The 21,412-nt window shown below is 70.8% G+C and carries 18 protein-coding genes and 1 pseudogene; 12 read left to right on the top strand and 7 right to left on the bottom strand.

What is annotated here, in order from left to right; all coding sequences use genetic code 11:
• Window positions 1-1,246 precede the first annotated feature (1,246 nt).
• Window positions 1,247-1,708 (bottom strand): annotated as a pseudogene (locus tag EPD65_RS16555) (FAD/NAD(P)-binding protein); the annotation flags it as partial.
• 263 nt (window positions 1,709-1,971) lie between these two features.
• Window positions 1,972-3,030 carry a TerC family protein gene (locus EPD65_RS09160; RefSeq protein WP_131583376.1) on the bottom strand — a complete coding sequence of 353 codons (1,059 nt, stop codon included), beginning with the start codon at window positions 3,028-3,030 and terminating at the stop codon, window positions 1,972-1,974.
• A gap of 235 nt (window positions 3,031-3,265) precedes the next feature.
• On the opposite strand from EPD65_RS09160, the gene EPD65_RS09165 reads away from it, so the two are divergent.
• The 4 genes from EPD65_RS09165 (at window position 3,266) to EPD65_RS09180 (ending at window position 7,024) form a co-directional block, all read left to right on the top strand.
• Entirely contained in the window at window positions 3,266-4,501 is a 1,236-nt protein-coding gene (locus tag EPD65_RS09165; protein ID WP_131583378.1) for a cytochrome P450, read from the top strand.
• Between the two features lie 59 nt (window positions 4,502-4,560).
• Window positions 4,561-5,646 (top strand): glycerophosphodiester phosphodiesterase family protein, encoded by a 1,086-nt coding sequence (locus tag EPD65_RS09170; RefSeq protein WP_165872949.1) that lies wholly within the window; start codon window positions 4,561-4,563, stop codon window positions 5,644-5,646.
• Window positions 5,647-5,711: 65 nt separating this feature from the next.
• A complete protein-coding gene (locus tag EPD65_RS09175; protein WP_243640520.1) occupies window positions 5,712-6,296 on the top strand; it encodes a SigE family RNA polymerase sigma factor in 585 nt (194 codons plus the stop codon).
• Window positions 6,296-7,024 carry a hypothetical protein gene (locus tag EPD65_RS09180; RefSeq protein WP_131583382.1) on the top strand — a complete coding sequence of 243 codons (729 nt, stop codon included), beginning with the start codon at window positions 6,296-6,298 and terminating at the stop codon, window positions 7,022-7,024. Before EPD65_RS09175 ends, EPD65_RS09180 begins: the two co-directional genes overlap by 1 nt.
• Window positions 7,025-7,127: 103 nt before the next feature.
• Here EPD65_RS09180 and EPD65_RS09185 read toward each other — a convergent pair whose 3' ends face one another.
• A complete protein-coding gene (locus tag EPD65_RS09185; protein ID WP_131583383.1) occupies window positions 7,128-7,391 on the bottom strand; it encodes a hypothetical protein in 264 nt (87 codons plus the stop codon).
• A complete protein-coding gene (locus EPD65_RS09190; RefSeq protein WP_165872950.1) occupies window positions 7,391-8,695 on the bottom strand; it encodes a PspC domain-containing protein in 1,305 nt (434 codons plus the stop codon). The genes EPD65_RS09185 and EPD65_RS09190 overlap by 1 nt, the downstream gene beginning before the upstream one ends.
• Window positions 8,696-8,852: 157 nt before the next feature.
• On the opposite strand from EPD65_RS09190, the gene EPD65_RS09195 reads away from it, so the two are divergent.
• Window positions 8,853-10,133, top strand: a complete 1,281-nt coding sequence (locus EPD65_RS09195) for an ATP-binding protein (RefSeq protein ID WP_131583387.1) — start codon at window positions 8,853-8,855, stop codon at window positions 10,131-10,133.
• A gap of 49 nt (window positions 10,134-10,182) precedes the next feature.
• Window positions 10,183-10,821, top strand: coding sequence for a LuxR C-terminal-related transcriptional regulator (locus EPD65_RS09200; RefSeq protein ID WP_131583389.1), 639 nt, complete (start codon window positions 10,183-10,185; stop codon window positions 10,819-10,821).
• Here EPD65_RS09200 and yczE read toward each other — a convergent pair.
• Window positions 10,779-11,498 (bottom strand): membrane protein YczE, encoded by a 720-nt coding sequence (yczE, locus tag EPD65_RS16265; protein WP_165872951.1) that lies wholly within the window; start codon window positions 11,496-11,498, stop codon window positions 10,779-10,781. The two genes, EPD65_RS09200 and yczE, sit on opposite strands and share 43 nt — an antisense overlap.
• Window positions 11,499-11,559: 61 nt before the next feature.
• Between yczE and yczR the strand changes: the two genes are divergently transcribed.
• Both yczR and EPD65_RS09215 read left to right on the top strand, forming a co-directional pair.
• A complete protein-coding gene (yczR, locus tag EPD65_RS09210) occupies window positions 11,560-12,990 on the top strand; it encodes a MocR-like transcription factor YczR (RefSeq protein WP_131583391.1) in 1,431 nt (476 codons plus the stop codon).
• Window positions 12,991-13,054: 64 nt separating this feature from the next.
• On the top strand, window positions 13,055-13,411 hold the full coding sequence (locus EPD65_RS09215; RefSeq protein ID WP_131583393.1) for a hypothetical protein: 357 nt from the start codon (window positions 13,055-13,057) through the stop codon (window positions 13,409-13,411).
• Window positions 13,412-13,487: 76 nt separating this feature from the next.
• On the opposite strand, the gene EPD65_RS09220 is transcribed toward EPD65_RS09215, so the two are convergent.
• Complete coding sequence (locus tag EPD65_RS09220) at window positions 13,488-14,510, bottom strand: LLM class flavin-dependent oxidoreductase (protein ID WP_131583395.1); 1,023 nt, start codon at window positions 14,508-14,510, stop codon at window positions 13,488-13,490.
• A 76-nt stretch (window positions 14,511-14,586) separates the two neighbouring features.
• Between EPD65_RS09220 and pcrA the strand changes: the two genes are divergently transcribed.
• Complete coding sequence (gene pcrA, locus EPD65_RS09225) at window positions 14,587-17,019, top strand: DNA helicase PcrA (protein ID WP_131583397.1); 2,433 nt, start codon at window positions 14,587-14,589, stop codon at window positions 17,017-17,019.
• Between the two features lie 17 nt (window positions 17,020-17,036).
• Entirely contained in the window at window positions 17,037-17,960 is a 924-nt protein-coding gene (locus tag EPD65_RS09230) for a cation diffusion facilitator family transporter (protein WP_131583399.1), read from the top strand.
• Between the two features lie 73 nt (window positions 17,961-18,033).
• Here EPD65_RS09230 and EPD65_RS09235 read toward each other — a convergent pair whose 3' ends face one another.
• Window positions 18,034-18,915: a M23 family metallopeptidase gene (locus EPD65_RS09235; protein WP_131583401.1), complete on the bottom strand. Its 882-nt coding sequence runs from the start codon at window positions 18,913-18,915 to the stop codon at window positions 18,034-18,036.
• Window positions 18,916-19,216: 301 nt separating this feature from the next.
• Here EPD65_RS09235 and sucC point away from each other — a divergent pair, with 301 nt between their 5' ends.
• Both sucC and sucD read left to right on the top strand, forming a co-directional pair.
• The gene (gene sucC / locus EPD65_RS09240) at window positions 19,217-20,383 is read left to right on the top strand and encodes an ADP-forming succinate--CoA ligase subunit beta (protein ID WP_131583403.1); all 1,167 of its coding nucleotides are present in this window, start codon (window positions 19,217-19,219) and stop codon (window positions 20,381-20,383) included.
• Window positions 20,384-20,403: 20 nt separating this feature from the next.
• The gene (sucD, locus tag EPD65_RS09245; RefSeq protein WP_131583405.1) at window positions 20,404-21,318 is read left to right on the top strand and encodes a succinate--CoA ligase subunit alpha; all 915 of its coding nucleotides are present in this window, start codon (window positions 20,404-20,406) and stop codon (window positions 21,316-21,318) included.
• The last annotated feature ends 94 nt before the right edge of the window (window positions 21,319-21,412 follow it).

The raw sequence follows: 21,412 nt of genomic DNA on the forward strand, positions 1-21,412 counted from the left end.
GCTCGCGGTCGTCGGCATTGACGCGTGCAGCGCGGCGGGCGGCGGCGAGGGAGGAGGTGACGTCGGTGTCGGCGCTCGCTTCGTGCCCGAGCAGCGCCAGTGCCGCATGGGCGAGGGCGAAGTCCGGATCCAGGGCGGCGGCCTCGGCGAAGAGCTCCTCCGCTCCGGACTGCAGCCGCATGAGCCGCTCGAGACCGGCGTTGAACGACGCAGCAGCCTCGGCCGTCGTGGAGAGCGGCAGGCCGAGCGGGTCGCGGGGCCGGGCGACCGGGTGATGGCCCGGCACCCAGGTGCCGTCCGCGAGCCGGCGGGGGAGGGGAGCGACTGCCTCGAGGACCCCGACGGCGAGCGCGAGCGCCTGTTGGCGGATCTCCGGGACGGCGGTCGATTCCCACAGCTCGCCACGGCGTAGCGCGCCCAGCGTCCACAGGGGCGCATCGGCACGGCCACGGTCGTCGACCAGCCGCCCGTCGCGGGTAGCCAGGCCCATGCCGGCCGTGGTGGTGATCGCCAGCGCCCCGTCGAGGCGTGGCCGGAGCAGATCGTCCAGGAGCGGGTTGCCCAGCGTGCGCACGTCCGCGCGGGGGCCCGTGCAGTTGACCACCCAACCGACCTCGCGGACCGCGCCGTCGGTCGTCGTGATGCGCAGGCCGCCGCGCGGCAGCGGCTCCGCGTCGGTGACGCGTGCTGCCTCGAGGACGACCTCACCCGCGGCCACCAGCGCGTCGAGCCGATCGTGGCTCTCGCGCGGGAGGCGGTGGCGCAGCCGGTTCCACGTGGCGGCGTCCCGGGTCAGGAAGGTCGCGCGGTCCTCCTCGGGGAGACGCTGCCAGAGCTCGGCGACACGGAACCGCAGCCCGTCGAGTGCCGGCCGCCAGTCCCCGGTCGTATTCGCGACCTCGGCGAGGTGCTGCTCGACCGCCGCGCGGATCTGGTCGAGGCCCGATCCCCAGGCGCTGATGTCGGGGATGGCGGCGGGCTTGAGCCGGTCGGCATGCTGAGAGGGCAGCTCGCCGGAGCGCGAGATCGCCCGGAGGCGGCGGTCCGGGCGACCGCCCGCGAGGGAGAACAGGACGTCGACGGCGGTCAGGCCGGTGCCCACGACCAGGACGTCGGCGGGGCCGGTGCGGTCGCGGCGTACGGGATCGAGGGCGCCGGGCGCCCACGGGTCGCCGACGAAGAAGGGGGAGTCGCGGAGGGCGTCGGGAGCCCAGTCGTCGCCCGTCGCGGGGAGGCCGACCGCGACGACGACGGCGTCCGCGAGCAGCCCGTCGGGTGCGCCCGGATGGCCGAGACGGACCCGCGCGCCGTCGCGGCGTACGTCGGTCACGGTGGCACGCACGTGGCGCACGGTGGTGTCGACGAGGACGTCGCGCACGGCGGCCGTCAGCTGCTCGTCGAGGTAGCGGCCATAGGTGCGACGGCCGGCGAAGGTGAACGCGTGCACGTCGGGCTGCTGGTCCTGCAGCCAGTGCAGGAAGTGTGAAGGGTCCTCGGGCAGGGCACTCATGCCTGCGGCCGGGACGTTGAGCAGGTGCTGCTCGTCCGGCGTACCGAAGGCGGTGCCGCGGCCCCAGCGATCGGCGGGGTCGACGAGCAGGATCTCGACCGGGGTGGAACGGCGGCCGGACTCGCGCACGAGGTGCAGCGCGGTGAGGGTGCCGGCGGCACCGGCGCCGAGGATCGCGATGACGGGCCGGGTGCTCATGCGCGATGCCGCCCGGGACGGTGGCCATGGGCTGCCGGCGCGGCCGCTGGTGGGACGGCCTCCTGCGCTGGCAGGCCGACCGCCCCGGACGGCGGCTCAGGGATGACCACGGAGGTACGTCGGTCGCGACGGCGACATCGGTCCAGGACGACTCGCATGCTCATGACAAGTAACCATACTGAAAAACTTCAAATAAAGGTGATCGGAAAGACAGAGGGGCCCCACGGCGATCCGTGGGGCCCCTCGTCTCGAACGTCAGATGCTCAGTCGTCTGACCAGTCGCGGCGCGGGCCGGTGGCCTCGTCGCGCTCGGCGGGGGACATCTGTGCGCTCGCGATGAGCGACACCACGGTCGTCATCGCCAGGGTGCCAATGATGACCGCGAGCGAGAGCCAGATCGGGATGTCCGGCGCCCAGGCGACGTGGTGCCCGCCGTTGATGAACGGCAGCTCGTTGCTGTGCAGCGCGTGCAGGACCAGCTTCACGCCGATGAAGCCGAGCAGGAACGCCAGGCCGTAGGAGAGGTAGATCAGCCGCTCCAGCAGGCCGCCGATGAGGAAGTAGAGCTGGCGAAGGCCCATCAGAGCGAAGATGTTCGCGGTGAAGACGAGGTAGGGGTCCTTGGTCAGGCCGTAGATCGCCGGGATCGAGTCGAGCGCGAAGAGCAGGTCGGTGGTGCCGAGCGTGAGCACGACGAGGAACATCGGCGTGATGACCCGCTTCGCGTCGACGCGCGCGAAGAGGGCGGTGCCGTGCCATTCCTTGGTGGCCGGCAGCCGCTTCTCGGCGAAGGCAACGAGCTTGTTCTCCTCGAACTCGTCCTCGTCCTCCCCGCCTTCCTTCGCCAGCTTGATCGCGGTGTAGATGAGGAAGGCGCCGAACAGGTAGAAGACCCAGCTGTACTGGTTGATCGCGGCCGCGCCGATGACGATGAAGACGCCGCGGAACAGCAGCGCGAGCACGATGCCGATCAGCAGCGCCTTCTGCTGGAACTGCCGGGGGACGCCAAAGCTGGCCATGATGATGATGAAGATGAACAGGTTGTCGACCGAGAGCGAGTACTCGGTCAGCCAGCCGGCGAAGAACTCGGGCCCGGGGCTCGGCGACAGGGCGTGCGGCTCGGCGAAGACCCACAGGCCGATGCCGAACGCGACGGCCAGGCCGACGTAGAGCGCGAGGTAGCGCGAGGCCTCACGCATCGTGGGCTCGTGCGGGCGACGGCCGATGACGACGACGTCAACGAGGACGATGCCGAGAGTCACCAGCAGCGTGGCGATCCAGACGGCGGGAGAGGCGACGGAGTCGCGAAAGAGTGCGTCCATGGGAAATTCCTTTTCCTCCGGAGTGTGTACAGGACTGACTCCGGAGGTCTCTTCCGCCCGCTGGCTCAGCCGCGGACCGATGGCACCGGGACCGAGGTCCGTACTGACGACGCCACCGCGAAGGAATACTCCCCTCCAAGGTGCGCCCAGTCTAACCGGTCGTACGACGTGCCGGGGCACGCCGCTTCCTTGCGAAATTCACCCATTCCTCAGTTGGTGTTGGGACCATGTGGTCATGGGAATCGCCGCTCCACTGGTCCGTCTGGCTGCCCGCCTCGGCAGCCGGAAGATGGACCTGTCGCGTCTGGACAAGCTGCCGGAGTCGCTGGCCTGGCCGTTGCGGCGTGACGGCGTCGAGGTCGACCCCCGTCTGGCCGACGGTCAGTCCGTCCGCAAGCTCGCCTCGGTGCTCGGCATGGGCGTCTGGCTGGTGACCGACGCGGAGGCCGGGCGGGCCGTCCTCGCCGAGCCGTCGGCGTACTCCACCGACATCCGGCCGTACGTCGGGGCGCGCGGCGCCGCGGACGGCGACATCGGTGGTCTGGGCTTCACGGACCCGCCGGAGCACACGCTGCTGCGCAAGCTGGTGGCCCCCGAGTTCACCAAGCGCCGGCTCGAGGCGCTGCGCCCGCGGATTGCCGAGATCGTCGACGAGCAGCTCGACCTGCTCGAGCGTCGGGGCAAGGCGGGCGACCCGGTCGACCTCGCCGCGACGTTCGCCTTCGACGTGCCGTTCCTGGTGATCTGCGAGCTGCTCGGCCTGCCGCTGGATGACCGGGCGACGTTCCGGCAGCTCGGCGGGGCGCGCTTTGACGTGTCGCAGGGCGGCATGGGTGCCTTCGGGGCGATCTCGGGCTCGCGCACCTTCCTCATCGGGGCCACGGAGCGCCAGCGCATCGAGCCGGGGCCCGGACTGATCGGCCGCCTGGTCGTCGAGCACCCGGAGATCTCCGACTACGACCTCGGCGGCCTCGCCGACGGCGTCTTCACCGGCGGCATGGAGACCAGCGCCGCCATGCTCGCGCTGGGCACCGGCCTGCTGCTCGACCACCCGGACTGGTGGACCGCTCTGGCGTCGGGGGCCGACCCGGTCCCGGTCGTCGAGGAGCTGCTGCGCCACCTCGCGGTCGTGCAGGTCGCGTTCCCGCGGTTCGCGAAGCAGGACGTCGTCGTCGCTGGTCAGCGGGTCCGCAAGGGCGACGTCGTGATGGTCTCGATCCCCGGCTCCAACCACGACGGTCGCCCGGGCTTCGACCCGTCCCGCGAGCCGTCGTCGCACCTCGCGTTCGGTCACGGCATCCACCGCTGCGTCGGCGCGGAGCTGGCGCGGCTGGAGCTGCAGATCGCGCTGCCCGCCCTGGCTCGTCGCTTCCCCGACCTGCGGGTGGACGGCACCCCGGCGTACCGGCAGACCTCGATCGTCTTCGGTGTCGACGAGATGCAGGTGCGGACCTGCCCCGTCGCGCACTGAACGCCGCGGGGTCACCCGCGCTTCACCTCCGGTTCGTCCGGCCATGGGATCAAAGGGACGTGAGCATCCCGAGTCTCATCCCGACGCCGGCCGTCGTCGGCCACCGTGGCGCGAGCGGACAGCGTCCCGAGCACACGCTCGACGCCTACCGGCTGGCGATCCGCATGGGTGCGGACGACATCGAGCTCGACGTCGTACCCACGAAGGACGGCGTCCTCGTCGCCCGCCACGACGCCTCGCTCTTCGCGACGACCGATGTCGCCGAGCACCCCGAGTTCGCCGACCGTCGCACGACACGGGTCATCGACGGGGACGAGCTCGACGACTGGTTCGTGGAGGACTTCACCTTCGACGAGCTGCGGACACTGCGCGCGCGTGAGCGGTTCCGCAAGGTGCGCCGGGCGAACACGACGTACCACGGCCAGCTGTTGATCCCGAGCCTCGACGAGGTGCTCACGCTGGTGGCGCTCGAGTCGACGTTCCTCGATCGCACGGTCGGCGTGCTCATCGAGCTCAAGCACGCCGCGCACTACGCCGAGCAGGGTCTCGACGTCGTCGCGCCGCTGCTGGCCACGCTCCGCGACCACGGTGTCGACCACGAGCGTTCGCGGGTCATGGTGATGTGCTTCGAGCCGACCGTCCTGCGCCAGATCGCCGCCCAGTCCACGGTCGGGATCATCCAGCTCCTCGACAAGAAGGGCCGCCCGGCCGACCTCGCCGCGGCCGGCGAGAAGATCCGGTACGCCGACCTGCTGACGCCGGCGGGCCTCTCCGCGATCCGCGAGTACGCGCAGGGCATCGGCGTGCACAAGGAGCTCGTGCTCGAGCGCGACGAGGATGGCCGCACGAGCGGTGTCGGCCGCGTCGTGACGGACGCCCACAGCGCCTGGCTGACCGTGCACGTCTGGACCCTCCGCGTCGAGAACCGCTGGCTCCCGCTCGAGCTCCGCTCGGACGACCGGCCGGGCCACCACGGTGACCTGGCGGCCGAGGCGCGGATGATGCTCGACGCCGGGGTCGACGGCCTGATCACGGACAACCCCGACATCGTGTTGGCCGCCCGGGCGGACCACCTCTCCGCGGGCCGTGCCGCCTCCGTGCCGGCGCCGCCGCGCCCGCCTCGGCGGGTCCGCACCGCGCGCTGACACCGCTCCGCGAAGCCGTCGCGCAATGATGGCAACCATTCCGGCCTGCGCTGCGTCCTTGGTGCATGACGAAGTGGGGAGCACTGATGCTCGACGACCCGTCCTCCGTGCCACGGCAGCGTGACGACGACTTCTCGGCGTACGTCGAGGCGCGCCGCGCGGCGCTGTTGCGCACGGCGTACCTGATGACGGGGGACCTCGCGACCGCCGAGGACGTCGTCCAGACGACGCTGGCCAAGCTCTACCTCGCGTGGGACAAAGTCAGCGCGCGCGACGCGGTGCACAGCTACACGCGGCGCATCCTCACCAACGAGGTGACCTCGCTGTGGCGGCGAGCGTGGCGGAGGCGCGAGCTCCCGGTCGACCGGCTGCCCGACGTCGCCACCGACCCGGCGTACGACGACGGCACCGCCGCTGCGTTGTGGGCCTTCGTCGGTGAGCTCGCGCCGCGGGCCCGTGCCGTGGTGGTGCTGCGGTACTACGAGCAGCTCACCGAGGCGGAGATCGCCGAGGTCATGGGCATCTCGGTCGGCACCGTGAAGTCGCAGTGCAGCCGTGCGCTCGCCTCCCTGCGGGCCCGCGTGCCCGCCTCCCTCGAACGACCTGACACCCACGAACGACCGGCCCGGTCCGGGGACGGAGAGCAGTGATGGACATGGATCTGGAGCAGCAGCTGACTGCCGCGCTCGAGGGGCGCGCGTCGGGCGTCCCGGTGGCGCCCGCCGACCTGGGCGCGGTGCGCTCGCGGGCCCGGTCGATCCGTCGCCGGCGAGCCGCTGGTGGTGCGGTGGCGGGCGCTGCGGTCGTCGCGCTCGTCGTACCTGTGGCGATGGGGCTGGGCGGCCTGCGCAGCGCCTCGGAGGCACCGCCCGTCGGCCCTGCGCCGGCGACGTCGACGCCCTCGGTCCCGGCCAAGGTGTGCTCGTCGACCGGGGTCGCCAAGCCGACGCTGCCTGCCGGCCTGCCGCCGGCGGTGGCGACGACCTGGCAGCAGATCGTGGACGCTGCTGCCGCCTGTGACCTGAGCGCCTTGGAGGCACTGGGTGCGGATGCGATCACCAGCTACGGCGACAAGCAGGGCATCACGAACCTGCGCCGCTGGGAGCGCGAGGGAGATGGCAAGCTCGGCGTCCTGCTGAAGGTGATGGCGACAACCTCTGGCGTCGGGCCGGACCTCGGCGGCGTCCGGTTCTACGGCTGGCCCGCCCTTTCCGTACGCCACACGTGGTCGCCGCTCACATCCGCTGAGCGGGCCGAGCTCGAGACCTTCCAGAAGCCGTCCGAGGTGGCCTCGTTTGAGGAGATGCAGATGTACTACGGCTGGCGAGTCGGCATTCGCTCCGACGGCACGTGGTTGTACTTCGTCGCCGGCGACTGAGCCGGCGTACGACGAGCAGTAACGCGGTGTCCTCGTATCCAGTGCGCCGTTGCAGAGGCGCAGAGGCTACGAGAACACCGCGTTACAGCTGGGCTGGCGAGGCTCAGAGCCGCTTGCGCTGGGTGAGCACGGCGGCGACCAGGCCCGCCCCGCCGCCGAGAAGCCACGGCACCGGCAGCAGCCAGCGCAGGTCGTCCTGCGGCACGGTGTCGCTGACGTAGAGCGCCCAGACGGTCAGCAGGCCGGCGAAGGCCAGGCCCATCACGAGGTGGCCGATGTTGACCGGGTGGAGGCCGCCGCGCTTCGCGGGCTCGGGAGCCTCGTCGGGGAGAGGCGGGATCACCGTGGTCTGGTCGATGTCGTTCATCACTTGCTCCTCACGATGATGTGGCCGACGTTGGCCTCGGCCTCGACGTGGAAGGCGTCGAGAGTGCCGGTGGCGTCCTGGGTGACGGTGTTGGAGGTCTGGATGCCGCCTCCGTGCTCGCCGAAGATGTCGAACCCGCCGGGGCCGTTGACCTGGGCGTGCCCCTCGACGTCGAGGGAGTCGGGGACGATGACCTCGAGCTCGCCGACGTCGACCGACGCCGAGACGACCTTCCCGGCCAGCTCGGTGTCCGGCACGGAGCTGAGGTCGACGACCAGTCGTCCGGCATCGAGGTGGTAGTCGTGGCCGTGGGACTCGATCTGCGCCCAGCTGGTCGGGGCGTAGGTGACCTCGTCGCCGTCCCAGGTGGAGGCGACGGTGCTGATCAGGGTGACCGGGATCAGCAGCAGGCCGAGGAAGATCAGTCCGCCGGCACGTCCCCAGAACGACCCGAGCAGCAGCAGGGCCGCGACGATGGCCAGCGCCAGTGCGGGGTACGCCGCCGGGATGACGTCCGTGCCGCCGAGGTCGACGACGCCGAGGATGCCCAGCGCCACCGCGATCAGGGGAAGCGCGATCCAGAAGAGGAGCGGGCCCTTCTTGCGGGGGTCACGGACCCAGCGGTAGCCCGACTTCCAGTCGCCCCGAATCTTCCAGGCGCGCATGTCGCGGTACTTCTCCGGGTTCTGCCGCACGTCCTCCTGGAACGTCGTCGGGGCGGCCGGCGGAGCGGCGTACGTCCATGCCTGTCCCGTGCCCGTCCAGGCAGCGGAGCCGCCCATGCGGGCCTGACGCCGCCACTCGCGCTTGCGGAGGATGACGAACGCGATGCCCGCGACGATCAGGATCGGGATCGCCGGGAAGAAGAAGCCGCCGTGCTCCCCGCCGAAGCCGAGCACGTCTCCGAAGAACGCGAGGGCGGCGAGCGCGCCGACCGCGACGACGGCAAGGGAGCGGTTGCGCGGGTCGAGGTCGATGACCGCGTTGTCGCCCTGGCGGTCGTCGGGCAGCAGCAGCCACAGGGCGCCGTACAGGAAGAGGCCGGCACCGCCGAAGATGGTCAGGACGACGAAGCCGACGCGGACCAGGATCGGGTCGATGTCGAGGTGACGGGCGAGTCCGCCGGCGACGCCTGCGATGTGGCGGTCGGTGGAGCTGCGCATCAGGCGGGTCACGTCGCGGATGTCGGTGCCGGAGACGCGCGGCCCGTACTGCGGGCCGGTCTGGTCGCCGGTCGGTTCGTGGCTGCCCGGCGGGGGCGGCGGCGGGGTGTCGCCGGCCGGGGGAGTGAGGTTCTCGTCCATGGCCCACAGCCTTCCGTGTCGCGCTGCCTCCCACCATCGGGGACGTCCCTGAACCTGACGTCGGGGTGGGCCCTCCGGGTGCGGGTCGGCTCTCGGGGTCCAGTCGGGGGTGATCCCGATCCCGTACGCCGCGCGCGCGTGCCACGATGGCGACACCATGACTTCCGCTGCCACCACACCACCCCCGGGCTCCGCTCCGGCGTACGAGCCGCGGCGTGCGTTCCGTGAGCCGGACGCCGGCTTCCTCGGCGGCGTCGCGGCGGGTCTGGCCACGCACCTCGGCTGGCCGGTGATGTGGATCCGGGTCGCGCTGGTGGCGCTGACCGTGGCGAACGGCGCCGGCGTTCTCCTGTACGCCGCCCTCTGGCTCTGGCTGCCCACCCTCCCGGTCGAGGAACCCGCGCCCGGGCTCGCCGCCGCAGAGCGCTCCGGCCGTCGTACGACGCGCCGCGGCCTCGCCGACATCGGCCCGGGTGTCGCCCTCGCGGCACTCGCGGTGGGTGCCCTCTTCGTCGCGCAGCTGGTGCTCGGCACGGGTCTGGTGCTCTGGGTCCTCGTGCTCGGACTCGGTGGAGTCGCGTTGATCTGGCGGCAGGCCGACGAGTCCAGCCGCGAGCGCTGGCGCGACAGCACGGGCCGGCTCGACCCGGTCCGTGCGCTGGTCGGCGACGGCGGCTGGGCCGCGTGGTCGCGGATCGTCGTCGGCGTCCTCATGCTGGTCACCGCGTTGGTGCTCTTCGCGCTCCGGTCGGGCCGACTCTCGCTCGCGGTCGACGTGCTGGTGGCGACCGGCCTGGGCCTGGTCGGCGTGCTGCTGGTGGCCGGACCCTGGCTGCTCCGGCTCTTCCACGACCTCGGCGAGGAGCGGGCGCAGCGGGTCCGCAGCCAGGAGCGCGCCGATGTGGCAGCTCACCTGCACGACTCGGTGCTGCAGACCCTCGCCCTGATCCAGAAGAACTCGGCCGACCCCGCGCAGGTCGCGCGGCTGGCCCGCGCCCAGGAGCGCGACCTGCGCTCGTGGCTCTTCGAGGACGCGGGCCCTTCGGGTTCGCTGTCGGCTGCGCTCGCCACATTGGCCGCCGAGGTCGAGGCCGACCACAACGTGACCGTCGAGGTCGTGACGGTCGGCGACCTCGTGCTCGACGACCGCACGCAGCCCGTGCTGCTCGCGACGCGCGAGGCGGTGGTCAATGCCGCGAAGCACGCCGGAGCTGGTCGCGTGGACGTCTACGCCGAGGCCTCGCCGACGCGGCTCGAGGTCTTCGTGAAGGATCGCGGACGGGGCTTCGACATCGAAGCGGTCGCCGCGGACCGTCACGGCGTACGAGGATCGATCAAGGACCGGATGGAGCGACACGGGGGCACGGCCCGCGTGATGTCGCGTCCGGGGGAGGGCACCGAAGTGGTGCTGCAGATGCCGCTGGAGGAGAAAGCATGAGCACCCCACCAGACCACTCGCTGCGCTCGCGCTCCGTCGGGGACCCCGCATGAGCACCCGGGTGCTGATTGTCGACGACCACGCGATGTTCCGCGCCGGCGTGCGCGCCGAGCTGTCGGCGGCGCCGACCGTCGAGGTCGTCGCCGAGGCCGAGGACGTCGACACCGCCGTCGCTGCCATCGCGGCACACCACCCCGAGGTCGTACTGCTGGACGTGCACCTGCCCGGCGGTGGTGGTGCCGAGGTGATGCGCCGGATCGGCCCGTCGGCGACGCGCTTCCTCGCGCTGTCGGTCAGCGACGCCGCGGAGGACGTGATCGGCACGATCCGCGCTGGTGCTCGCGGCTACGTCACCAAGACGATCACGGGTCCCGAGCTCGCCGACGCGATCGGCCGGGTTGCCGGGGGAGACGCGGTCTTCTCCCCGCGGCTGGCCGGCTTCGTCCTCGACGCCTTCGCCGGCACGATCGAGGTCGCCGCTGTGGACGAGGACCTCGACCGGCTGACGGAGCGGGAGCGCGAGGTGATGCGGTTGATCGCGCGCGGCTACTCCTACAAGGAGGTCGCGGGGGAGCTCTTCATCTCGGTCAAGACCGTGGAGACCCACATGTCAGCGGTGCTCCGCAAGCTCCAGCTGTCGAGCCGTCACGAGCTCACGCGCTGGGCCTCGGACCGCCGACTGCTCTGAGCCTGCTGGCCGTCGCCCAACGCGACCACGGTGAACGGCAGGAAGAACTGCACGAGCGGGCCGATGCTCACCGCGTAGATCAGCGTGCCGAGGCCGACCTGGCCGCCGAGCAGGAAGCCGGTGGCGAGCACGGTCACCTCCAGAGAGGTGCGGACCAGCCGGATCGACAGTCCGGTACGCCGGGCCAGGCCGGTCATCAGTCCGTCGCGGGGACCGGGGCCGAGCTGGGCGCCGATGTAGAGCGCGCCGGCGAGGCCGTTGACCACGATGCCGCCGAGCATGAAGGCGCCGCGGGCGACCAGGCCGTCGGGCGTGCCGAGTAGCGCGAGCGTCGCGTCGGTGGCCACGCCGATCAGGATGACGTTGGCGACCGTGCCGAGACCGGGCACCTGGCGCAGCGGGATCCACAGCAGCAGGACGAGCACGCCGACGAGGATCACGACCGTGCCGAAGCTGAGGCCCACGTGGGTCATCACGCCGGCGTGGAAGACGTCCCACGGGTCGAGGCCGAGCGATCCGCGGATCACCATCGCCATGGACGCGCCGTAGAGCCAGAGGCCGACGAGCAGCTGGACGAGACGGCGCGGCATCCGGCCGGCGCGCAGCTGCTCGAGCGGGGTGAGGTTCGCCAGCACCGGGGTTGCCGGGCGAGCGGGGGAAACGAGGGGATCGGCCATGACTCCACTGTGTGCCGGATCGGCCTTGTAGAAAATGGCCAATCCGGTGATAGTGGCCTGTATGAGCGCCGTCATGACCGCCCCGCGGGTAGCCACGCTGCTCGGTGACTTCGACCGGAGCCCCGCGTACGCCGGAGTGTCCGACGGCCTCCGGCTGCTCATCGGCGAGGGCCGGATCCCGCTCGGAGCCCGCCTGCCCAGCGAGCGCGACCTCACCGAGGCCCTCGGCGTCAGCCGCACGACGGTCACCCGCGCGTACGCCGACCTCCGCGACCGCGGTTTCGCCGAGGCCCGCACCGGCGCCGGCACGTTCACCCGGCTCCCCGGAGGCAGGCGGGCCACGCTCGACCGCGCGTTGGCGCCGCTGCCCGGCACGCCGGACCTGATCGATCTCAACTGCGCTGCCGGCAGCTCGCCGACGGGACTCGCAGCCATCTACGAGGACGCGGTGGGTGAGCTGCCGGCGTACCTGTCGGGGCATGGGTACTTCCCGGCCGGGCTCCCCGCGCTGCAGGAGCAGATCGCCGCGACCTACGAGGCGCGAGGCCTCCCGACCGATCCCGACCAGGTGCTGGTCACCCCGGGCGCGCTCTCGGCCACGGCGATCGTCGCCCAGGCGCTGACCTCGCCGGGGGACCGGCTCCTGGTCGACAGCCCCGTCTACCCGAACGCCGCCAACGCCCTGTCGAGCCGCGGCGCCCGACTGGTGACGTCGCCGGTCGACGCGTCGGGGTTCGACATCGCCGGCATGGTCGCGACGGTGCGGCAGGCGGCCCCGCGGGCGGCGTACGTGCTGGCGGACTTCCAGAACCCCACGGGCCACGTGATGACCGCCGCCGAGCGCGAGACGTACGCCGCGGCCCTGCGCCGCAACCGGGTGGTCCCGATTGTCGACGAGGCGCACCAGGGGATCGTGCTGGACGACGTGGAGATGCCGCCGCCGTTCGCGTCGTTCCTCCCGGATGCGATCACGGTCGGGTCTGCCAGCAAGCAGATCTGGGGTGGGCTCCGCCTCGGCTGGATCCGGGTGCCGCGCGAGCGGATCGACCAGGTGACGACGGCGCGCCTCGGCGTCGACCTCGGCGCGCCGCTCCTCGAGCAGCTGGTCCTCGCGCGGGTGCTCGCCGAACCGGCCCCGATCGTGGAGCCGCACCTCGCACGCCTGCGCGAGCAGCGCGACGTCCTGGTCGCTGCCCTGCGCGAGCGGCTCCCGGACTGGCGCTTCCTCGTCCCCGCTGGCGGTCTCTGCCTGTGGGTCGAGCTGCCGGCGCCGTTCGCCACCCTGCTGGCTGCCGAGGCGGAGGTCCGGGGTGCATCGATCGCTCCGGGGCCGGTGTTCGCGGTCGAGGGCGGTCTCGACCGGTTCGTGCGCCTGCCCTGGACGCGGCCGGCAGAGGAACTGCGCGCCGCCGTCGCGATCCTGGCGGAGGCGTGGGACGCGGTCGTCGAAGGCGCGAGCGCCCCGCAGACCGGCCGCGTCAGGGTCGTCTGAAGCGCGTCGAGACCCGGGCTTTGCCGCGTCGAGTCGCGGGTTGTGGCCTCGGTAGGATTCCGGCATGGACATCCTGCGTCAGCTCCTCCTCGTCGTTCACCTGGTCGCGTTCGCGGCGCTGCTCGGCGGCCTCCTCGGCCAGGCCAAGGCGGCCCAGAAGGCCGTCCATCAGTCGACGATCTGGGGTGCGCGGATCGCGTTCCTCGCGGGTCTGGCACTGGTCGGCGTCCTGGAGTCCAACGACGTCCACCCCAACGCCGGCAAGATTGCGGTCAAGGCGCTGATCGGCCTGGCCGTCCTCGGCCTCCTCGAGGCGCGCCGCAAGAAGGGCCTGACCAACGCCCTCTACTGGGTGGCTACCGGCCTGACCGTCGCCAACGTCCTCGTTGCCGTCCTCTGGGCCTCCGCGCACCACTTCTGATCCTGCTGTACGCCGAAGGCCCCGCATCCGGTCGGATGCGGGGCCTTCGCGTTTCGTGCCGGTGGTGGGCGACGGGTCAGCGCCAGCCGAGCTCCGGCGCCACGTGGGTGAGGATCGACTCGACCACGTGGGCGTTGTAGTCGACGCCGAGCTGGTTCGGGATCGTCACCAGCAGGGTGTCGGCGGCGGCGATCGCCTCGTCCTTCGCGAGCTCCTCGATGAGGCGCTCGGGCACGTCGGCGTACGACCGGCCGAAGACGGCGCGGGTCTTCTCGTCGATGTTGCCGAACTGGTCGCGGGAGTTGCGGTCATGCCCGAAGTACGCGCGGTCGCGCTCGTCGACGATCGGGAAGATCGAGCGGCTCACGGAGACACGCGGCGTGCGGGTGTGACCCGCCGCCGCCCAGGCTTCGCGGTAGGTCTCGATCTGCTTGCGCTGCTGGACGTGCAGCGGCTCGCCGGTCTCGTCGTCCTTGAGCGTCGAGCTCATCAGGTTCATGCCCTTCTCCGCGGCCCAGCGCGCGGTGGCGTCGGAGCCGGCACCCCACCAGATCCGGTCGCGCAGCGTGGGGGACTGGGGCTCCAGCGGCAGCAGACCGGGCGGGTTGGCGAACATCGGACGCCGGTTGGGCTGCGCGAAGCCGTCGCCCTTCAGCATCTCGAGGAAGACCTCGGTGTGGCGCCGGGCCATGGCGGCCTCGTCCTCGCCCTCCGCAGGGGCGAAGCCGAAGTAGCGCCAGCCGTCGATGACCTGCTCCGGGCTGCCCCGGGAGATGCCGAGCTGCAGCCGCTCGCCGGAGATCAGGTCGGTCGCGGCAGCGGCCTCCGCGGAGTAGAGCGGGTTCTCGTAGCGCATGTCGATGACACCCGTGCCGATCTCGATCCGGCTCGTGCGGGCACCGATCGCGGCCAGCAGCGGGAACGGCGTACCGGCCTGGCGGGCGAAGTGGTGGACCCGGAAGTACGCGCCGTCGGCGCCGAGCTCCTCGACGGCCTGTGCCAGGTCGATGGACTGGTGCAGGAAGTCCTTGCCGGACCGCGTCTGTGACTGCGGAGACGGCGTCCAGTGGCCGAAGGACAGGAACCCGATCTTCTTCATGACACGTCAACTATATCGTCTGCGGGGGCATTCCCGGCGTGGCCCTGTCGGTGCCGGACCGTAGGCTGGGCGCAGCATGAACACCGCTTTCCCGATCCCCGGTCTTGAGTCCGTCGAGCCTGCGCGTACGCCGTCGCGCGACGCCCTGCTAGAGGGTCTCAACGAGCCCCAGCGCGCAGCCGTGATCCACGAGGGCCGTCCCCTCCTCGTCGTCGCCGGCGCCGGATCGGGCAAGACCCGCGTGCTCACCCGGCGCATCGCGTGGATCGTGCAGCAGCGCAAGGCCCACCCGGGCTCGGTGCTCGCGATCACCTTCACCAACAAGGCCGCGGCCGAGATGAAGGAGCGGGTCGAGGAGCTGATCGGCAAGCGCGCGCGGGTGATGTGGGTGTCGACCTTCCACTCCGCGTGCGTGCGGATCCTGCGCAAGGAGTCGGACCGTCTCGGCTTCAAGAGCAACTTCTCCATCTACGACGCCTCCGACCAGAAGCGGCTGATGCAGCTGGTCTGCAACGACCTGGAGCTCGACCCGAAGAAGTTCCAGCCGCGCGCGGTCCTCAACTGGGTCTCGACGCAGAAGAACGAGCTGAAGGACCCCGAGGAGGCGACCAAGGACGCGAGCAACGACTTCGAGCGGGCCTACGCCTCGGCGTACACGAACTACCAGCGGCGCCTGCGCGAGGCCAACGCCCTCGACTTCGACGACCTGCTGATGACGACGGTGCACCTGTTCCAGGCGTTCCCGGACGTGCGCGAGGTCTACCGTCGCCGCTTCCGCCACGTCCTCGTCGACGAGTACCAGGACACCAACCACGCGCAGTACGCGCTGATCCACCAGCTCTGTGCCGACCCCATGGATGAGGGCACGAGCGGTGGGGAGCGGATCGCTCCGGCCGAGCTGATGGTCGTCGGTGACGCCGACCAGTCGATCTACGCCTTCCGCGGCGCCAACATCCGCAACATCCTCGACTTCGAGCAGGACTTCCCGGATGCGACGACGATCCTGCTCGAGCAGAACTACCGCTCCACGCAGACCATCCTCGAGGCCGCAAACGCCGTCATCAGCAACAACAAGGGGCGCAAGCCGAAGCGGCTGTGGAGCGACGCCGGCATGGGGGAGAAGGTCGTCGGCTACGTGGCGGACGACGAGCACGACGAGGCCCGCTTCGTCTCCCGCGAGATCGACGCCCTGACCGACACCGGTGACCACAAGCCCGGTGACGTCGCGGTCTTCTACCGGACCAACGCGCAGAGCCGCGTGTTCGAGGAGATCTTCATCCGCCACGGCATGCCCTACAAGGTCGTCGGTGGCGTGCGCTTCTACGAGCGCAAGGAGGTCCGCGATGCGCTGGCCTACCTGCGGATGCTGGCCAACCCCGCCGACGAGATCTCGCTGCGCCGCGTCCTCAACACCCCCAAGCGCGGCATCGGCGACCGGGCCGAGGCCTGCGTCGCGGCGTACGCCGAGCGCGAGCGGCTGACCTTCTGGGAGGCGCTGCTCCAGGCGGACAAGGCCGACGGCATCGCGACCCGGTCGCTGAACGCGATCCGCGGCTTCACCGACATGGTCCAGGAGCTGCAGTCGATGGTCGCGGCCGACGAGCGCGCCGACGTGATCCTCGAGTCCGTGCTGACCCGCTCGGGCATGCTCGCCGAGCTCGAGGCGTCCGACGACCCGCAGGACGAGACCCGTGTCGAGAACCTCGCCGAGCTCGTCGCTGTCGCCCGGGAGTTCAGCGACGACCCCCAGGCGGGCCCGTCCGCAGATCCCGCAGACGTCGACGCCGGCATCGTCTCGCCGGGCCTCGGCGACTTCCTCGAGCGCGTCGCGCTGGTCGCCGACTCCGACCAGATCCCCGAGTCGCCCGAGGCGGAGGAGAAGGGCGTCGTCACCCTGATGACGCTGCACACCGCCAAGGGTCTGGAGTTCCCGGTCGTCTTCCTCACCGGCATGGAGGACGGCGTCTTCCCGCACATGCGGGCGCTCGGCGACCTGCCCGAGCTCGAGGAGGAGCGCCGCCTGGCGTACGTCGGCCTGACGCGCGCCCGCGAGCGCCTCCATATCTCGCGCGCCGTGCAGCGTTCTGCCTGGGGTGCGCCCGCGCACAACCCCGCGTCCCGCTTCCTCGACGAGCTCCCCGCGACGCTGGTCGACTGGAAGCGCACCGAGTCGGCGATGACGTCCTGGCGCCGTCCGTCGTACGACGACGGAGGCGGCTCCTGGGGATCCGCGACCGGATCGGGCAGCTCGTTCGGCTCCTCGACCACCGACCGCGGGCGACGCGCATTCGGCTCGGCAGCGCTCCGCCTCGACGCTGCAACGAAGGCCAAGCAGGCGCGCGCGATCCCCTCGCTCACCCCGGGTGACCGGGTCACCCATGACTCGTTCGGCCTGGGCACCGTGGTCAGTGTCGAGGGTGCTGCGGAGAAGGCGGTCGCCTCGATCGACTTCGGCAGCGAAGGCGTGAAGCGGTTGCTGCTGCGCTACGCGCCGGTCGAGAAGCTCTAGGTCACTAGGCTCGCTGCATGGGTGCAGATCACGACCACGCGGGCCACCAGCACGGCGTCTCGGCGGACGCCGACCGCCGGCTGCTCTGGTCGTCGATGGCGCTGCTCGCGGCCTTCATGGTTGGCGAGGTCGTCGTCGCCATCACGTCCGGCTCGCTGGCGCTGCTCTCCGACGCCGCGCACATGCTCTCCGACGTCGGCGCCATCGCGGCCGCGCTCTGGGCGATGCGCCTCGCCGCCCGTCCGGCCTCCGTGGTCTGGACGTATGGCTTCAAGCGCGCCGAGATCCTCACCGCGGCGATCAACGGCATCACGCTGCTCGTCGTCGCGGGCATGCTCGCGGTCGAGGCCGTGCGCCGGCTCTTCGACCCGCCCGAGGTCGCGGGCGGTCCGGTCCTGGTGGTCGCACTCGTCGGCTGCGTGATCAATGTGATCGCCGTCTGGCTGCTCGCGAAGGCCAACCGCTCGAGCCTCAACGTCGAGGGCGCCTACCAGCACATCCTGACCGACCTCTACGGCTTCATCGGCACCGCGATCGCCGGCGTCGTGATCCTCTGGACCGGCTGGACCCCCGCCGACACGATCGCCACGCTCGTGGTCGTCGTGCTGATGCTGCACGCCGCCTGGGGCCTGCTGAAGCAGTCCGGTCGCGTGCTCCTCGAGGGAGCGCCCGAGCACGTGGACCTCGACGAGGTCCGTGCCTGCCTGCTGGAGGTCGAGCACATCGTCGACGTCCACGACCTGCACGCCTGGACGATCACCTCCGACCTGCCTGCGCTCACCGCGCACCTGGTCGTCGGCGACGGCTGCTTCCGCGACGGTCACGCCGCGGAGCTGCTGGCCGAGGTGCAGTCAGCGCTGCAGGAGCGCTTCGACGTGGAGCACTCGACGTTCCAGATCGAGCCGCGGGATCACGCCGCGACCGAGCACGGCATGCACTGAGTCACCGAGAGAGCAGTACGGCAGCGCCGAGAGGGCAGTACGGCGGCGCCGAGACTGCAGTAGGACTGCGCCGTTACGGCTTGGCGCCGTGAGCGACCAGCGCTGCGAACGGGTCGACCGGGTCGCCGCCGCCGGGGTGCACCTCGAGGTGCACGTGGGGACCGGTCGAGTGGCCGGTCGAGCCGGAGTAGGCGATGACGTCGCCGACCCGGACCTTCGCGCCGACCGAGGTGGCCAGCGAGGAATTGTGGCAGTACTTGATCTCGGTGCCGTCGTCGAGGCGGATCTCGACCATGTAGCCGCAGCCGCCGGCGTACTGCGCGGCGAAGACGGTGCCGTTGGCGACCGCGAAGACGGGGGAGCCGCTCGGCAGGGCGAAGTCGAGGCCCGTGTGGGCGTAGCCGCGCCAGGAGACACCGTCGCCGAAGCCCTCGGTGATCCGGTACGAGCCGGGGGCGACCGGGAGGATCCAGCGGTCGGCCTCGAGCTCGTTGGCTCGCTTCTGCGCAGCGTTGGCGAGCTTGTCGAGCTCGGTGCTGCGCTCGGCGGCCTGCGCCTCGGCGGCGTCGGTCAGCTTCTGCGAGGAAGCGTCGGCCAGCGCGTCGCGGGCGGAGTCGCGGGAGACCAGCTCGGCGCGCTCTGCCTCGAGCGAGGAGTTGGAGACGACGCTCTCGCCGCCGACAGCGTTCGCCGGAGCGGCGAAGCGGGCGGGCGCAGCGTCGTTGGTGACCTGGCTGGCATCGGCAGCCGCAGCGCTCACCGCACCCGTCGCGGAGACGGAGAGGGCGGCAACGCCGAGCAGGACCGGAGCAGACGGGAGTCCGCTGACGAGCGGGCCGCGCGGCGCGGCGTGCTTCGCGGCGCGGCGCTTGCCGGCGCCCGCGTAGGACTCAGGGGTGACTCGCTCGCCGCGCTGTGCAACACGTGCACCGCGAGGTGCTCGGTGGTCGCCCATGGGTGAAATCCTCTGTTCGGGAACGAGACAGTGGGGACGACTGTAGGCGAAGGCGGCACGGTCCACCCAATCTTCGGACTGGGCATGTGGACAGAAAACGGAGAGTCTGACTCGCCGGTTGTGCGTTCGTGAACGGCATCCCCGCGCGGATCCGGCGTACGACGTGAGGTCGTGAGGGCTGGTGTGCGATCCACCACGTTCGGCGTCCAGTGACCGGCTCACATGGTGCGGGCCGCCTGCGCGGGTCTAGTGTGCCTCGAAGGAATCCCCGGAGTCATCACACACAAGGACTGGGTAGATCGTGGACCTGATGGAGTACCAGGCGAAGGAACTCTTCGCCAAGCATGGCGTGACCACCACCCTCGGCACGGTCGTCGAGACCGCCGAGGACGCCCGCAAGGCGGCCGAGGAGATTGGTGGCGTCACTGTCATCAAGGCTCAGGTCAAGGCCGGCGGCCGTGGCAAGGCTGGTGGCGTCAAGCTCGCCAAGACCCCGGATGAGGCGTTTGAGCACGCCACCAACATCCTCAACCTGACGATCAAGGACCTGCCGGTCAACCGCGTCCTGGTCACCCCGGCCACCCCGCCGGTCGAGGAGTACTACTTCTCGTTCCTGCTGGACCGGTCGAACCGTCAGTACCTCTGCATCGCGTCCGTCGAGGGTGGTGTCGAGATCGAGGAGGTCGCGAAGACCAACCCCGACGCCGTCAAGAAGATCGCGATCGACCCCGGTAAGGGCGTCGACGCTGCCAAGGCGCGCGAGATCGCGACCGAGGCCGGCTTCCCCGAGGCCGTCTTCGAGCAGGCCGTCACGATGATCGAGAAGCTCTACACGGTCTTCGTCGAGGAAGACGCGACCCTGGTCGAGGTCAACCCGCTGGCCCGTCTCGCTGACGACAAGCTCGAGGCGCTCGACGGCAAGGTCTCGCTCGACGAGAACGCCTCCGAGGTCCGCCACCCGGAGCACGAGGCGTTCGAGATCAAGGAAGAGGCCGACCCGCTCGAGGCGAAGGCCAAGGAGTTCGGTCTCAACTACGTCAAGCTCGACGGCCAGGTCGGCATCTGCGGCAACGGCGCGGGTCTCGTCATGTCCACGCTCGACGTCGTCGCGTACGCCGGTGAGAACCACGGCGGCGTGAAGCCGGCCAACTTCCTGGACATCGGCGGTGGCGCCAACGCCCAGGTCATGGCCAACTCGCTCGACGTGATCCTCAACGACGAGCAGGTCAAGTCGGTCTTCGTCAACGTCTTCGGTGGCATCACCGCGTGTGACGAGGTCGCCAACGGCATCAAGGGCGCGCTCGAGATCCTCGGCGACAAGGCCACGAAGCCGATCGTCGTCCGCCTCGACGGCAACAACGTCGAGCTGGGTCGCCAGATCCTGACCGACCTGAACCACCCGCTCGTGACGCAGGTGGACACCATGGACGGCGCGGCCGACAAGGCCGCCGAGCTGGCGAACGCCTGAGTTAGGGATTCAGAAGAACAATGAGCATCTACCTCAACGCTGACAGCAAGATCATCGTCCAGGGCATCACCGGTGGCATGGGTGCGAAGCACACCGCCCTGATGATGGACTCCGGCGCGACGATCGTCGGTGGCGTCAACGCCCGCAAGGCCGGCACCACCGTCACCCACAAGGACGCCACGGGCACCGACGTCGAGCTGCCGGTCTTCGGCACCGTCGCGGAGGCCATGAAGGAGACCGGCGCCAACGTGTCCGTCCTCTTCGTGCCGCCGGCCTTCACCAAGGCCGCCGCCATCGAGGCGATCGACGCCGAGATGCCGCTCATCGTGGTCATCACCGAGGGCGTCCCGGTCCAGGACACGGCCGAGGTCTGGTCCTACCTGCAGGGCAAGTCCACCCGCATGATCGGCCCGAACTGCCCCGGCATCATCACCCCGGGTGAGTCGCTGGCCGGCATCACCCCGCACACCATCGCGGGCAAGGGTCCGGTCGGTCTCGTCTCCAAGTCGGGCACGCTGACCTACCAGATGATGTACGAGCTCAAGGAGTTCGGCTTCACGACCGCCATCGGCATCGGTGGTGACCCGATCATCGGCACCACGCACATCGACGCCCTCCAGGCCTTCGAGGAGGACCCGGAGACCAAGCTGATCGTCATGATCGGCGAGATCGGTGGCGACGCCGAGGAGCGTGCCGCGGACTACATCAAGGCCAACATCACGAAGCCGGTCGTCGGCTACGTCGCTGGCTTCACCGCTCCCGAGGGCAAGACGATGGGCCACGCCGGCGCCATCATCTCGGGCTCCGCGGGCACCGCGTCCGCCAAGCAGGAGGCCCTCGAGGCCGTCGGCGTCAAGGTCGGCAAGACGCCGTCCGCGACCGCTGCCCTGGCGCGCGAGATCCTGATCGGCATGGGTATCGAGCCCAAGGCCTGATCAAGGCTCCTAGCAGTACGACGGAGGCCCCCGGGTTCGCCCCGGGGGCCTTCGCCATTTCGTCGTACGCCGCACGGCCGCTGCACGAACCGAC

The organism is Nocardioides jejuensis (assembly GCF_004337475.1).
In the GTDB taxonomy this organism is placed as follows: domain Bacteria; phylum Actinomycetota; class Actinomycetes; order Propionibacteriales; family Nocardioidaceae; genus Nocardioides; species Nocardioides jejuensis.

Bases quoted from the DNA above. Each gene is read 5' to 3' on its own strand.
- yczR (WP_131583391.1), top strand. From the start codon at position 11,560: ATGAGCGCCGTCATGACCGCCCCGCGGGTAGCCACGCTGCTCGGTGAC.
- EPD65_RS09220 (WP_131583395.1), bottom strand. From the start codon at position 14,510: ATGAAGAAGATCGGGTTCCTGTCCTTCGGCCACTGGACGCCGTCTCCG.
- EPD65_RS09200 (WP_131583389.1), top strand. From the start codon at position 10,183: ATGAGCACCCGGGTGCTGATTGTCGACGACCACGCGATGTTCCGCGCC.
- EPD65_RS09215 (WP_131583393.1), top strand. From the start codon at position 13,055: ATGGACATCCTGCGTCAGCTCCTCCTCGTCGTTCACCTGGTCGCGTTC.
- EPD65_RS09165 (WP_131583378.1), top strand. From the start codon at position 3,266: ATGGGAATCGCCGCTCCACTGGTCCGTCTGGCTGCCCGCCTCGGCAGC.
- EPD65_RS09185 (WP_131583383.1), bottom strand. From the start codon at position 7,391: ATGAACGACATCGACCAGACCACGGTGATCCCGCCTCTCCCCGACGAG.
- sucD (WP_131583405.1), top strand. From the start codon at position 20,404: ATGAGCATCTACCTCAACGCTGACAGCAAGATCATCGTCCAGGGCATC.
- EPD65_RS09235 (WP_131583401.1), bottom strand. From the start codon at position 18,915: ATGGGCGACCACCGAGCACCTCGCGGTGCACGTGTTGCACAGCGCGGC.
- yczE (WP_165872951.1), bottom strand. From the start codon at position 11,498: ATGGCCGATCCCCTCGTTTCCCCCGCTCGCCCGGCAACCCCGGTGCTG.
- EPD65_RS09175 (WP_243640520.1), top strand. From the start codon at position 5,712: ATGACGAAGTGGGGAGCACTGATGCTCGACGACCCGTCCTCCGTGCCA.
- pcrA (WP_131583397.1), top strand. From the start codon at position 14,587: ATGAACACCGCTTTCCCGATCCCCGGTCTTGAGTCCGTCGAGCCTGCG.
- EPD65_RS09180 (WP_131583382.1), top strand. From the start codon at position 6,296: ATGGACATGGATCTGGAGCAGCAGCTGACTGCCGCGCTCGAGGGGCGC.
- EPD65_RS09160 (WP_131583376.1), bottom strand. From the start codon at position 3,030: ATGGACGCACTCTTTCGCGACTCCGTCGCCTCTCCCGCCGTCTGGATC.
- EPD65_RS09230 (WP_131583399.1), top strand. From the start codon at position 17,037: ATGGGTGCAGATCACGACCACGCGGGCCACCAGCACGGCGTCTCGGCG.
- EPD65_RS09190 (WP_165872950.1), bottom strand. From the start codon at position 8,695: ATGGACGAGAACCTCACTCCCCCGGCCGGCGACACCCCGCCGCCGCCC.
- EPD65_RS09195 (WP_131583387.1), top strand. From the start codon at position 8,853: ATGACTTCCGCTGCCACCACACCACCCCCGGGCTCCGCTCCGGCGTAC.